This is a genomic window from Brumimicrobium aurantiacum (assembly GCF_003402975.1).
Taxonomy (GTDB): domain Bacteria; phylum Bacteroidota; class Bacteroidia; order Flavobacteriales_D; family Crocinitomicaceae; genus Brumimicrobium; species Brumimicrobium aurantiacum.
Genome location: NZ_QURB01000001.1, coordinates 704,127 through 718,485, shown reverse-complemented (window position 1 = coordinate 718,485; position 14,359 = coordinate 704,127). Strand labels below are relative to the sequence as shown.

The following is a 14,359-nucleotide window of genomic DNA, read 5'->3' as shown; positions in this document are numbered from 1 at the left end:
TTTCCTATTTTAAATTCCACCAAGATTAAACCTCAATCTTAAGCCTGCTGCAGTATTTCCAGTAACATACGATGTTGCAATTGTAGGATCTGTTAATTGTTGATCGTAGAAAAGAGAGATGGTTACATTCTTTCCAATTAAATAATCAGCACTTGAACGAATTGAGAACACACGTTGACCTGCAGTGGCCTGAGTTTGATTCTCTACAATTTTTCGAATTACAGTAACGTTATCTCTAATTGAAAGGTCTATTCTTATGTTAAGATCTGAAGGTTTAAGCTTTGTTCCTTGGAAAGACAATGGAAGTGCGAAGTTCGTAAATTTATATCCAGTTCCTATCACAATTTCAGTTCCTAACATTTCAGTCAACTGGTTATTTGCTAATGACAACGAAGAAGATCTTTCCTTACTAATTTCAAATTTGGTTAATAATCCATTTCCATTAATTTTCCAAGTTGCATCAAAACCAATCAATGGAGAAAAACGTTCACTAATTGTAATATTTTGTACTTGCTGTTGTGAAATAAAGTTGTCGTTTATGTCTCGTGCAGACAAATAACCATCATCATCAACCTCTGCATTTAAATTGGTTTGCATTCCTGCAACTGTAACAGATGAAGTATATCCATGTCGAATCGTAAAGTTTTGTACAAACTTCTTGAAGAAATCAAATTTAGATAATCCGTTATAAGAAACTTGCCAATTTGGAAGTGGTACATTTCTAACAGGATTAATTGATTTACTGTTTGTTTTGTTTCCAGTAAAGGTATTTAGGAAAGCACCAATAATTACATCTTGTTGACTTGGTCCAAAACCATCTTTAAATCCGGCACTATCAGACAAACTATATGGATTTCCTTCTCCTAAAACACTAGATACCTCTGCTCTTCTATCTCGTAATTCTTCAAACGAACTTGACTTAAAGTTATCCGACTCACTAATTGATTCGAAAGCGGATTGAATAGATATTGTAGAATAACTTAAAGTTGTTGTTCTAAATTCACTTTGAGATTCGAAGGTTTGCAAACTATCCGAGAAACGGTAATATTGGGATGAGTTCTCTGTGAAATTACGCTTCAATGTTAAATCAACTTTTAAATCTTTTATTGGTTCAAGACTTGCTCTCAAGTTATAGTTTTGAGAATGCATGATGGTATGTTGCGTATTTAATCCACTAGTATCAACAATATATCCGTTTGAACCAGCGTAAGGTGCATATTCAAATCCATTTGATTGACCAAACACATTTCGCTCTTGTTGCCCCATTGCAAAACCACGAATTTTACTATCACCAAACATACTTTCGTTTAATCCGAAAACTTGCGCTTCTTCATTAAACCCAGGTAAAAGAATACCATCGTTCTGACTATAAGTTCCAGAGAGGGTTCTAACACTCATTAGCATTCTCGCTGCAAATCCAGTAACTGGGTGATAAGGTTTACCATATTTTTCTTGGTTTTCTTCTTCACGCTCTTCTTTATTGGCGAGTCGTTCATTCTGACGCTCCAATCGAGGCTCTTTATTCTCAAGTTTTCTTTCTACTTTATTTACTTCTTTTTGATGGGCAACCAATTCATCCGTTTCTAATTGATCAACTTTCACCTTCTCTAATTCTTCTTGTTTCTTCTGAAGTTCTGCTACCTTCTTGGCCAGTCGACTATCATTCTTGGTATTGTTTCCTCCCAGACCAGATCGATTTAGGTTATTGTTTCGCCCATTTCTATTTCCACTTCTAATCGTATTTCGACCACCTCGTCCACCATTAATAATTTTATTAAAGAATTCAGATTTTTTGTAAAGTGTCAACATATTCAACTGTGCAGTAGTGTTTATCGTTCTACTGTTTTGAATTACATTACCAAAGGCTTCTTGACCTAGATTTGGTCTTGACCATTCATAAGCTCCACTATAACGAATGTTTGAATTAATGAAATCCAAAGCTGGAATTTTATTAAATGGAATATTGTAAGAAATATTGTAGTTATGGTCGTAACGCATTGTTTTACCAAGAGTTCTAAATTGAGTTCTAACAGAATCTTGGAATTCACGATACAATTCTGGACTCTCATTTCTATCTACTTGACCTTCTGGCTCGTCAATAATCGAACTATTATTAGATCCAAAATCAAACTTCAAATTTCTAGTGATGTCATATTTGAAATTAAATGTTCTGTTCCAAGTAAAGTTCTTCAGGTAAATAGGTTGGAACTCGAAACTTGTATTCGGAATGTTATTTCTAATTTGTCTTTCGTTGTAATTACGCGTCAAATTGTTCTTAACACTAATGTTTTTTGGACCTAAGTATAAATTTGAAGATCTCACTAAATCCCACCACTTAGATTTACGCATAAATTTAACGTTTTTAAATGGCTCCCATAAAGTAGGTGTTCCATTGTAAACATAATTCACACCACCTTTCCAAACCTTCGTTCTGTCGTAGTTGGTATTAAAGTCTTGCAATAAATCTTCACTATAAGCATAATTGAATGAGAAATTACTTATGTCCCAGATGTGAGCATCAGCACCGGGTTTACGTTGCTTTCTAACATTCGTAAAGTTAAATGATTTCCTTTGTGTGAAATCTCTACCTGCCTTTAACTTTTCCTTTCGTTCTTCAGCATCGTAAGACGAAAGTTCCACATCAGGATTATAAGGATCAAAGCGTGGATTTATTGTTCCCACAGAATAAGTGTACAAAAAAGGAATATCAATTTTTGCATTTTCACCCAATAACTGACCCAATTGAGCATTTGCAGAAAGATCTAAATTCAAACGTGTATCTCTTTGCCTTTCTGCCACTCGACTATCAATACTTCCCCAGTTCAAGCCACTGTATGAACCGGCTACTTGAACGGTTGCGAAATCTGCAATTTGAAGATTAGCTTGTGCCAATGCAGCAGAACCTCCCTCATTTTCGAATTCAGTTAACCTTAACTCGTTTACCCAAACTTCTACACATTTGGCCAATCCATCATCTGGTTGCCAAGGGTGATCTGAATTCACAGAAGGATTTCGAATACCAATCATAATGGTTTTTACATCAGTTAGATTCGGATTTCCCTTCACCTTCATTAAACGAGGCGGATGATTCACATTACCATTATCAGAACTCCCTGGTTTATGTGCTACAACCTTACTGTATTCAACATTCGTTGCTGTACTCGATCCTGGCTGGGCCATTTCTTCATTTCGTTCCTTTTTTAAGGCAATTAAATCCTCAAAGACAATTCTGAGGTTATTTTCTTCAGGCCAAATTTCCGTATCTTGAGTTGATCCCCACGGAGTAACCGTCATAGGTACCTCATATTCGTAATAGTTTTCTTCGAAATCTGTACCCAATCGGATAAACACAGAAACATCTTCATCATTCAATGGACTCGTGGGCTCGGATTCTTCAGCATGGAGGTACATTTCAAGATTTTTGTACATGATCATGTCCATACCAACATTCTTGGTGGCAGCTCTAGCATCACCATCCTTTAAATTACAGACCTCAATCGTCATTGACTGCTCATTCAACTGTCTTTGGAACTGTTGAGATGGATCCACCTCACGCAATATCCCTGGAGGAATAACATAATTAACAGGCTCTCTTTGGTCGTGTTCTTCAACATTAACAGCACCAATATTAAATGAAGTTAAATCTGGATCTGTTTGAACACCATCTGTTGGCTGAACTAGACTCTCACTATATTTTCTCCATTCTCCTCTAACCAATTCTAACTTAGCAAAACGCAATGTTGTTTCCTCTTCAAAAGAACGCATAAACATTCTCATGAAACGAATAGAACGGAAATCAGAAATACCGTTAACAGCTTTATCAGGACTTCTTACTGGAATTCTAAATTGGTACCATTTATAAGCTTTACTTCCTATATCATATTCTCTTGAGTTGATAATGTAATTCTTACCTACTTCCATATCGTTTTCACGCAATGAAACTTTGTATTGATAGTAGCTTTCTGATTCACTTAGGTTATTATCACGATTCACATCTTCCATGTCTGGAGTGTTTGTTGCTTGTGTCGGATAGCCTTCTGAATTGATTTCCGCAGACATTTCTGGTGTAGGAGAGTTTCCTTCGTGTCCATTCCAGTATTTATAACGTTCAATAATACCTATCTCCTCTTCATCGTAACGATCATCTCGGTAATAGTTATAATTATCCTTAGAAATATCCTCTAAAATTTCATCTTTTGCAGCTTGGGATAAAGTAGGATTATTTTGTACCCATGCTACAAAGTTAGCGTAGGCATTTAACTCATCCTCATCACTATATCCGTCCAATCCAACATCTTGCGCAGCACGTGTTTCTTGATCATTATCAAAAGCATTCACAACAACTTGCTGTGTTGAAACTCTTGCCCAATTTGTTTCATCTGTATTTTCAGTATTCGAAAATTCTCGTGGCAATCCATTTTCAAAACTTTTCCTAGAATCTGGCAAAACATCTTCCGAAAGGTTACCAATATTAAAGTATAAATCTCCTCCTGTATGGTTTGTATTAGGTTCTTGCGCCTCTTGGTCTTCATTAAAAGGATCCAACATCCAGAATTGAATATATTCTACATTTGTTTCTTCAAAATTTGTTGTCGTTAATGAACGCATAATTCCATTCCAACGCTCTTGAGGATCAATAAACTCACCATCTTGATTTACCGTATTTGTCGTATCATAATTATACATACCTCTTTCCTTTGGATAGTAGGTCATGTTAAAAATCGGCAAATTCGTAATGTCACCTGTTGCCGGTTGAGTGTTTGGGAAAATATCCGTTTTATTCACCAAAGAAACATTCATATTTTCAGTTTCATCTGGATTTTCAGCAATATGTGTTGGAGTGATTGAACGATTTTCATGGAACATCGGGTCAATAGAATACCACGATAAATGAGAACGTTTGAATCCTGCAGCCAAATTGTTTTTCAAAGAAGCTTCAGGAAAAATATCTGATTGACCTTGTGGAATTGATGCTAATTTCCAAGAAGAAAAGTTCTTCAAATCTATTGTTGACTGACTTCCTTCAAAATCGTCGACATAAGAAATCCCCTCTTTTGAAATGGCACGTGGAGTTCCAGGAATTAAATGAGCGACCTCTGCATTTAATGTCAAGGTTGACATTTGCTTTGTAGAAATCGTTGGAATAAAATTAATCAATTTAGTTAAAAGTGGAATATCTGTTCGGTAAGACAAATTCATTCCTACAATATTATTTTTGAAAGGCTCATCACCAATATCCACCTTTTGCGTAATTGGCTTTTCAGTCATTCTCATCCATGTCGCACCAACATTAAAGTCAGGATTAATCATGTAATTCATGTGTGTTCCCATCAATGATTTATTTTGGAAACCAAAGACAGAATTACTTTCAATAGAAATTTTTATATCAGCATTTGATTCTAAAACTGCGCTATTTAAAATTTTCACTCTACCTAAATTATAATCTACAGTAAAGTCAGTTCCTTCTGTCAAACGAATACCTCCTGCAGTTACCACAACAGCTCCTTCAGGAACATTTAAGGCGTTCAATGGAATTTCATCACTCACAGAAGATTCATATTTACCTACGAAGTAGAACCTATTTTTCTTAGGCAATTGCTGTGCAGCAATTTTTGTGGAATCATACAGTTCATCAAAAGCTACATTGTCGGCAATCTGATGCAAGTCCTCTTCAATAAGTTCATCCTTTAAAGTTTGACCAAAGGGTTCAATGGTACTAAAGTAAATCCGTCCATTCCGGGTATTTATTGTTCCTCCATTTGTCGCCTCATTTCCATTGAAAGTAATCGGCATAAAGTCAAACACACCATCTTTTTGAGCACGATTATTTTGATTCAAGCGGTCCATTCCAACAACATCAATAACTTGTCTGTCATCTAAACCTGGATAAGGCATAAAATTCACGTTCAAACTGTTGTCTGGATTATTGTAAAGAATGTCCAATCTAAACCCTTCTTGACTTACTTGGTAGGCACCAATTGAATAAACGTTTTTCATCATCAAATCCCACAATTTATTTTTAGGATTTATGATTGTTGGTTTCAATAACTTAAGGAAAAGTGCATCTGTTCCTACGATACCATCTGTTGAGAACTCTCCAACTTGATATGTTCTTCCGGCATAAGTATATTCATAAGAAACGGCCAATACCTCATCATTATTTAAAGGAAGATTTACAGATATAAAACCTAACTGAGCATTATAAGTAAATTCTTGTTCGGTTAAACGTCTCGCATTTTCAACTTTTTCAAAATCTGTGGCTTGTTGAAAAGGACCAGGCTCTGTTTGTTCAGATTCAAGCGCTACTACAGCATTATTAAATCCACGAATAGTTGGGTTGTTTTTGGCGTATTCATACAATCCATTGGCTTCATTTCGTGGGAATTCATTACTTGAAGCACTTCCAGGATTTCCCGACCAGTTTTCAGGTTTTGCTTCCCCTAAATCCGTGAAGGCAATAATATTTCTTGTGTCTTCTACTTTATTGGTTTGATTGGTTACCCAAACTTCAATTCTTGTAATATTCACCAAAGAACTTACAATCGGAACACTTTCCATGGCTTCGTTGTAATGCTCCCTGTGATAATAGTTCAAGAAGTAGTGACGATTGGCCTCGTACTCATCTGCTTTTAATTCGAAGTCCTGCACCTGCGAACCACCTTGAATATTGATTTCTTGTTTTTGACCTCTCGAAGTTGATGCAATTGCGTCTACCGTTAAACGACCAAATTTCATTCTTGTTTTAACACCAAATAAAGTTTGTGACCCTTCGATAAGTGATGTTTCTAGTGGCATAGAAACGTTACCAGCTTCTATTTTTTGTAGAATTTGATCTTCGTTTCCTGTCCATTCCAGCTTCGTTACATTATCAAAATTAAAAGCAGCCTCTGTATTGTAAGATGCTCCCAACTTCAATTTCGTTCCTATCTGTCCAACAAGATTCAATTGTATTTGTTGTTGGAAATCAAAACGTGTTATTCTACGTTGGTTTTCTGGCAAACTTGGATTATCATAACGTGAAGAGTTCACTCCTAAAGACAATTCTACACTTCCTTCCGGACGAATTTGAATTTCATCAGAACCAAAAATATTGGCAAATCCGGGAGAATCAATTTTAATTGGTGGAATCAAACCTTGATCTTCTTCCGTTTGACTATCCACCTTATCTTTCCAATAACTTTGCATTTGCTGCTGACGCTCATACTCAATGTATTCTTCAAGCGTCATCATTGAAGGACGGCGATAATCAATCCCTCCTATCACTTCTTTAAAAACATACTTACCTGTCTTTGGATCATATACAATTGTTTTTTCAACTGACTTAGGATCACCTAAATCGAAACTTTGCTCTTCATTTCCTGTAGGATCGTATGGATTGTTTATTGGATATTTTAATTCTGTTGAGTCTGGATTATTCTGTCCATAGGTAAAATTTACCATTGAAAAAATGAGGGCGATAATTCCCCCTTTCCATATTGTATTTAGTGTTTGTCTATTCACAGTTGGATATTCCCATTAGAGCACCTTCAATGCATCTTTGATTAAAAGTTCTACGGAACTTTGTTCATTCATTACTTTATTTATGGCTTTTTCTGCAGTTTTCTTATCGAAACCAAGTGAAACCAATGCAGTTAACGCATCAAATCGTAGTGTATTGTTTGAAGACGAAACATTCTCATCAGAAACCTCGAATTTTAACATTTTATCCTTCAAATCAACAATCACTCGCTGCGCGGTTTTATTCCCAATCCCTTTCACTCCCTTGATAGTGTTTACATCTTCAGAAGTTATTGCATGGGCTATTTCAGAAGGAGAAAGTCCTGAGAGCATCAAAATGGCAGTATTTGGTCCAATTCCAGATACAGAGACTAAGAAATTGAACATTTCTCTTTCTTCAATATCTTTAAAACCATATAAAATTTGAGCGTCTTCTCGGACAACAAATTGTGTAAAGATCTTAATTGACTCTTCACTGCCTATCGATGAATAAGTATTTAAAGAGATTTTAACTTCATATCCTATTCCTCCACATTCTACAACTAAAACAGTTGGAGATTTTTCTACAAGCCTTCCATTTAAATATGTAATCATACTTATTTATTTTGAGCGTCCACTACAGCAACTTTTACCATATTTACAATTTCCCTAACTGAAGCTCCGAGTTGCAATACATGAATTGACTTCCTCAATCCAACCAACACTGGTCCAATCGCCTCGGCATCTGTCATTTCTTGCAATAATTTATATGCAATATTTCCAGAAGAAAGATTTGGGAAAATAAAAGTATTCACTTCTTTATTTGCCAATTCAGAGAATGGGAACTTCTCGTTCATTAATTCATTATTCAACGCGAAATTCGCTTGAACCTCTCCATCTGCTGATAGTGTTGGGTACTTATCGTGAATAATTTCAACAGCTTTTGCCATCTTCTTAGCATCTGCTCCTTCTGCTGAACCATAATTTGAGTAAGACAATAAAGCAATTTTAGGATTGACTTTAAACTTACGCACTGTTTTAGCAATATGGTGAGTCATGTCTGCAATTTCTTCCGCTGAAGGGTTAAAGTTAACCGTTGTATCTGCTAAGAAAATTGGACCGCGTTTAGTGATCAAAACATACATTCCTGCAACTCGATCAACATCTTTCTGAGTTCCTACAACTTGTAAAGCAGGTCTTAGCACATCGCTGTACTTACGTGTTGCTCCAGAAATCATTGCGTCAGCATCCCCAGATTGAACCATCATTGCACCAAAGTAATTACGTTCTCTCATAATTTTGGTTGCTTCATATGCTGTGAATCCTTTTCTTTTTCTTAATTCGAAAAACTCATCTGCATAACGCAATAAACGTTCTTTTTCTTCCTCTCCTTTCGGATCTAAAATTTCAACGTCTGGCAATTCCATATTGTATTCTTCAATCATGGACATTACCTTTTCCTTTCTACCTAAAAGAATTGGAATAACTACTCCTTCCTCATAAGCCGTTTGAGCTGCTTTTAGAATGCTATAGTTATCTGCTTCTGCAAAAACAACACGTTTCGGGTTTTTCTCCGCTTTCTCTGTAATTGTTCTTACCAGCTTATTATCAATTCCTAATCGTCTTTTCAGGTTTGCTTCATAAGCATCCCAATCTTCAATTGGCGCTCTTGCTACACCAGATTCCATTGCTGCTCTTGCAACAGCCGGTGCCACATGATAAATCAAACGTGGATCTAATGGTTTTGGAATAAAGTTTTCACGACCAAAAGAAATACTTCTTTCTCCGTAGGCTTCACTCACCTCCTCAGGAACAGTTTCTTTCGCCAATTCTGAAATAGCATATACTGCAGCCAATTTCATTTCTTCATTAATCGATTTAGCACGAACATCCAAGGCACCTCTAAAGATAAATGGGAAACCAAGTACATTATTTACCTGGTTAGGATGATCTGAACGACCTGTAGCCATAATCACATCTTCACGAGCGGCCATAGCATCTTTATAAGGTATTTCTGGTTCAGGGTTTGCTAGCGCAAATACAATTGGATTATCTGCCATAGATTTTACCATTGCCTTTGATACCACTCCACCTCTAGAAAGTCCTAAAAGTACATCTGCACCAACCAATTCAGTAGCAATATCTGAAGTCTTTTCATGGTGTTGAGCAAAAAACGCTTTATTTCCAGTCAAGTTTTCTCTGTCTTTACTTAGAAGACCTTTACTATCAAACATGAAAATATTTTCCATTTTCGCTCCCAATGAATTGTACAACTTTGCACAACTCATCGCTGAAGCTCCAGCTCCAGAAACAACTATTTTTACATCTTCTATTTTCTTTCCTGCTAATTCTAATGCGTTGATTAATCCAGCAGATGAAATAATTGCTGTACCGTGTTGATCATCGTGCATTACAGGAATATCCAGTTCTGCTTTTAATCTTTCTTCGATTTCAAAAGCTTCTGGTGCTTTAATATCTTCAAGGTTTATTCCACCAAAAGTTGGAGCAATTGCTTTAACCGTTTGAATAAACAAATCAGGATCACTTGCGTCAACTTCAATGTCAAAAACATCAATATCTGCAAAAATCTTAAATAACAATCCCTTTCCTTCCATAACAGGTTTTGAAGCTGCTGGACCGATATCTCCAAGACCTAAAACAGCTGTACCATTAGAAATAACGGCAACTAAATTAGATTTGGCAGTGTATTTATATACATCTTCAGGATTTTCAGCAATCTTTAAACACGGTTCTGCTACTCCAGGTGAATAAGCCAAAGACAAGTCACGTTGTGAACTGTAAGGTTTTGTTGGAATAACTTCAATCTTTCCAGGTTTACCTTGTGAATGATAGTCAAGTGCATCTTGTTTTCTTATCTTAGCCATAATGTTTTCTTTTGTAAATCTTTTGCAAGGGCGTAAATTTAACAAAAACCAACACATCAAAAGAATTTTAGCTTCAAAGTATGGGAAAAGAAAGAATAATTGTTTTTACAGGAGCAGGAATTAGTGCTGAATCAGGGCTCGGAACTTTCAGGGATAATGGAGGTTTATGGGAAAAATACAACATTGAAGAGGTGGCTACTCCAGAGGCATGGAACAAAAATCCAAAAATGGTTACTGATTTCTATAACATGAGAAGAAAACAGTGTTATGAAGCATCGCCCAATGCAGCACATTATGCAATTGCTGAATTAGAAAACAAATATGAAGTTGAAGTCATCACACAAAACGTTGATAATCTTCACGAACGTAGTGGAAGCACTAATGTTTTACATTTGCATGGAGAATTAAACAAAGTAAAAAGCTCTGGTCCAAACGCAGAAAAAACCATTTTAAAACAAGATAATTGGGAAGTAAAAATGGGAGATTTATGTCCGGAAGGCTATCAACTTAGACCACATGTAGTATGGTTTGGAGAAGCCGTACCAATGTTAGACAAAGCAGTCCAACATATTAAAAATGCCGATATTGTAATTGTTATTGGCACATCATTAAACGTCTATCCAGCTGCAGGAATTATAGAATATGCACCTGTAGACGCCAGTTATTATTTAATTGACCCTAACGAAGTTCATGTCCCTTCATATTTTAATGTAATCCAAGAAACAGCGACAAAAGGAGTGGTTCAACTCGTAAACCAACTTTTAGCATAAAAAAATCCCCGACCTTTTAAAAAGATCAGGGACATTAAACAAATTGCTTGGTTTATTTCTTAATTATTGGATTACTAAACGTTGAACATCGCTTTTCAAACCATTTTGTCCGTATACGTTTACAAAGTAAATTCCTCTTTTCAAATCTGAAACAGAAACTTTAGAATTGTTTGAAGTAATCTCATAACGCTTAACTTCTTTTCCTAATGCGTCCAAGAACACAACAGTTCCACCATTTTCAACTAAGTCACCATCAAAAGACACGTAGTTTTGTGCTGGATTAGGGTAAATACCTAATTTTGATTTAGTTTCTTGTTGAGCAACATCTAAGTTACATTCAGCATTTGTTGATTTATACAAGACTGTAATAGAATCTAACTCATCACCTGAATCATTCACAACAAAGTACTTATAAACACCACAGAACTCACTTCCATTTGGAGAAACTTGAGGTTTAAAAACACCATTATCACCTGACTCAATCGTATTTAATTGTGGAGTAGTCCATGAATAAGTATCGTCTGCATCAATACAGAAATGCTCATCACAAATAGCGTCTATCAAACCGCTATTAAGGATTCTTTCTCTTTTATATTTCACTTCAATAGTCGAACTACTATTATTTATTACTCTAAACTCGTAATAAACGGGCTGTCCGTTGGCATCTCCAACAGCTTCAACTGAAGTACCGCTGAGATCAGTGTTCATATCGTTTACACTTACTATTTCAATATCTTGTGCAAACACTGAAGTTGCAGCCAACATTAAACTAGTAATAAAAAGTAAAGTTAATTTCATATGTATATATTTTTTTAGTATTTGTACTGTAAATATAGAACAAATAGAGTGAATAACCAATAAATCATCAGAGATCAAAAAAACTAAACCCGCTTAGGAATACAATAATAAAAGTCAGATTCATCCATAAATAAGCATAGCTTTCTGATAAAAAAATATTTTAGAAAACTATTAAAAAACCAATGATACAAAGGCATTTCAACACAGCCGAAGCACACTACCAAACATTAAGCCAAAATTAACAAACCCTTCAATATTATTAAATCATTAAGCAATAATTAGATTTAATTAAACAAAATAGAGTTCGGTTTTTTATTGAACGGTCGTTAAAATTCTCTAAATTTGAAAGAAACAAATTAAACATTATTATGAAACAACAATTATTTAGCACGGCGGCAGCCTTACTAACTGCCTCCACATTATTTGGTCAGCTTCCAGTGAGTCAAACACAAGAAAACAGAAATGTTGTCTTAGAAGAGTTTACAGGTATATACTGTACATATTGTCCTGATGGTCACAAAAGGGCTCAGGACATTAAGGACGCAAATCCTGGTGATGTCGTATTAGTAAACGTACATACAGGAGGATATGCACAACCAAATGGTTCAGATCCAGACTTCAGAACTCCTTTCGGGACAGCATTAGCGAATCAATCAGGTTTACAAGGATACCCATCAGGGACAGTAAACAGAGAAGTTTTTACTGGTTCAAACACAGCACTTGGTAGAGGTGATTGGGCGACATACTCTTCAAACGTTTTAAATGAGACATCTTACGCAAACATCGCTTTAGAGTCAACTATTGATGTTGCTACAAGAGAGCTTACAGTTGATGTTGAAATTTACTATACAGCTGATGGGCCAGCAGCAAACAACTTAAACGTTGCTTTATTGCAAAGTGGTATTGAAGGACCTCAAACAGGAATGGCTGCCAACCCGGACCAAGTTCTTCCAAATGGAAATTACCAACACAACCACATGTTACGTCACTTTTTGACAGGACAATGGGGTGAAGTTATCTCAACAACGACTCAAGGAACATTAGAAACACGTCAGTATGTTTACACTATTCCTGCTGATCTAAATGGAGTTAGTTACGAATTAGGTGATTTAGAAGTCGTAGCATATATCGCTGAAGGAAACCAATATATTATTTCTGGTGCTGAAGGACCAATTGACTACATTATACCTCCAGGATCAACTTTGGCAGATCTTGAAGCTTCAACTTCTATGTCTTCACCAAGTGATTATTGTTCAGACCAAGTTACTCCAGAAATTACAGTTACGAACCAAGAATCAGATGCAATTAACTCTTATGAGGTTTCTTATATGCTTAATGGTGGTACAGCGGTTACTCAAACTGTTAATACTCCATTGGCACCAGGTGCTTCTACAACAACTACTTTCCCTTCAATTACTTTACCAGCGGGTGAAAATGTAATTAACTATGAAGTAAATGTTATAAGTGGTTCATCTTATGTTGAATTAGTTACAGGAAATAATACTGCTGCTTCTTCAACTATGTACATTATTCCTTCTGCAGCTTTTGGTACAACTAATGACGAAGGATTTGAAAACGTTCCTGGATACCCAGACGCTCCAGCAGTTCCAAACACTCTTGTTGAGAACGCTGATGGTCACCCATTCCACGTAATTAGTCAAGCAAATGTTAATGGATTAACACATGATTTAGGAGGTTTTGGTAACTCTACAAAGAGTTTATTCTGGAACTTCTTTGGAATCGAAGCAGGTGGTGAGGCAAGTCTTGTATTCCACAAGTTAGACTTTAGTACAGGTTCTGATTATGGAGTTACATTTAACCATGCTTACGCACAATATAGCGCTGAAAATGACAAACTTGAAGTATTAGTTTCTACAGACTGTGGTGCTACATGGACTACAGTTCATTCTGAAGAAGGTTCAAATTTAGCCACTGCATCTCCTGCAACTAGTAATTTCTGGCCTGCAGTAACTGAGTGGAGAAGTAACTATGTTGACTTATCAAGTTACGAAGGTGAGTCAGAGGTTATGGTTGCATTTAAAGGAACTTCTGGATATGGAAACAACTTATTCGTTGATGATATTAACATCTCTGATGGGTTAGTTGCAAACCTTAACAAAGAAGTAAGTCCATTAGCAGACATGAAAGTTTATCCAAACCCAACTTCAAACGTTGTTAACGTAGAGTTTGAATTAACAAACACTAATGACGTATCAGTTTCTATCTTGAATACTGTTGGACAAACTGTAACTTCAAATAACTTAGGAAACGTTTCTGGTGTTCAATCTACACAATTAGACGTTTCTTCTTTAGAGTCTGGAATGTACATTGTAAAAGTTCAAACAGCAAACGGAGAACAAACTAAACGTATCTCAGTAATCAAATAATCTGATTTTGATAGAAGATTGTTACTCAACAATTGAATAACAA

Annotated in this window: 6 protein-coding genes; 2 read left to right on the top strand and 4 right to left on the bottom strand. The window is 35.9% G+C overall.

The window, feature by feature from the left end; translation table 11 throughout:
* Window positions 1–9 precede the first annotated feature (9 nt).
* Genes sov through DXU93_RS03100 form a run of 3 tightly spaced genes read right to left on the bottom strand, consistent with a single transcriptional unit; the run spans window position 10 to window position 10,361 of the window.
* Complete coding sequence (gene sov, locus DXU93_RS03110; protein WP_123776028.1) at window positions 10–7,500, bottom strand: T9SS outer membrane translocon Sov/SprA; 7,491 nt, start codon at window positions 7,498–7,500, stop codon at window positions 10–12.
* Window positions 7,501–7,515: 15 nt separating this feature from the next.
* Window positions 7,516–8,091 (bottom strand): Holliday junction branch migration protein RuvA, encoded by a 576-nt coding sequence (gene ruvA / locus DXU93_RS03105; protein ID WP_116879776.1) that lies wholly within the window; start codon window positions 8,089–8,091, stop codon window positions 7,516–7,518.
* 2 nt (window positions 8,092–8,093) lie between these two features.
* Entirely contained in the window at window positions 8,094–10,361 is a 2,268-nt protein-coding gene (locus DXU93_RS03100) for an NADP-dependent malic enzyme (protein WP_116879829.1), read from the bottom strand.
* Between the two features lie 80 nt (window positions 10,362–10,441).
* On the opposite strand from DXU93_RS03100, the gene DXU93_RS03095 reads away from it, so the two are divergent.
* Entirely contained in the window at window positions 10,442–11,131 is a 690-nt protein-coding gene (locus DXU93_RS03095; RefSeq protein WP_116879775.1) for an SIR2 family NAD-dependent protein deacylase, read from the top strand.
* 63 nt (window positions 11,132–11,194) lie between these two features.
* On the opposite strand, the gene DXU93_RS03090 is transcribed toward DXU93_RS03095, so the two are convergent.
* Window positions 11,195–11,929: a T9SS type A sorting domain-containing protein gene (locus tag DXU93_RS03090; RefSeq protein WP_116879774.1), complete on the bottom strand. Its 735-nt coding sequence runs from the start codon at window positions 11,927–11,929 to the stop codon at window positions 11,195–11,197.
* A gap of 368 nt (window positions 11,930–12,297) precedes the next feature.
* Here DXU93_RS03090 and DXU93_RS03085 point away from each other — a divergent pair, with 368 nt between their 5' ends.
* Complete coding sequence (locus DXU93_RS03085; RefSeq protein ID WP_116879773.1) at window positions 12,298–14,316, top strand: Omp28-related outer membrane protein; 2,019 nt, start codon at window positions 12,298–12,300, stop codon at window positions 14,314–14,316.
* The last annotated feature ends 43 nt before the right edge of the window (window positions 14,317–14,359 follow it).

Excerpts from the sequence above, each read along its gene's own strand:
- ruvA (WP_116879776.1), bottom strand. The coding sequence starts at position 8,091 with ATGATTACATATTTAAATGGAAGGCTTGTAGAAAAATCTCCAACTGTT.
- DXU93_RS03100 (WP_116879829.1), bottom strand. The coding sequence starts at position 10,361 with ATGGCTAAGATAAGAAAACAAGATGCACTTGACTATCATTCACAAGGT.
- DXU93_RS03095 (WP_116879775.1), top strand. The coding sequence starts at position 10,442 with ATGGGAAAAGAAAGAATAATTGTTTTTACAGGAGCAGGAATTAGTGCT.
- DXU93_RS03090 (WP_116879774.1), bottom strand. The coding sequence starts at position 11,929 with ATGAAATTAACTTTACTTTTTATTACTAGTTTAATGTTGGCTGCAACT.
- DXU93_RS03085 (WP_116879773.1), top strand. The coding sequence starts at position 12,298 with ATGAAACAACAATTATTTAGCACGGCGGCAGCCTTACTAACTGCCTCC.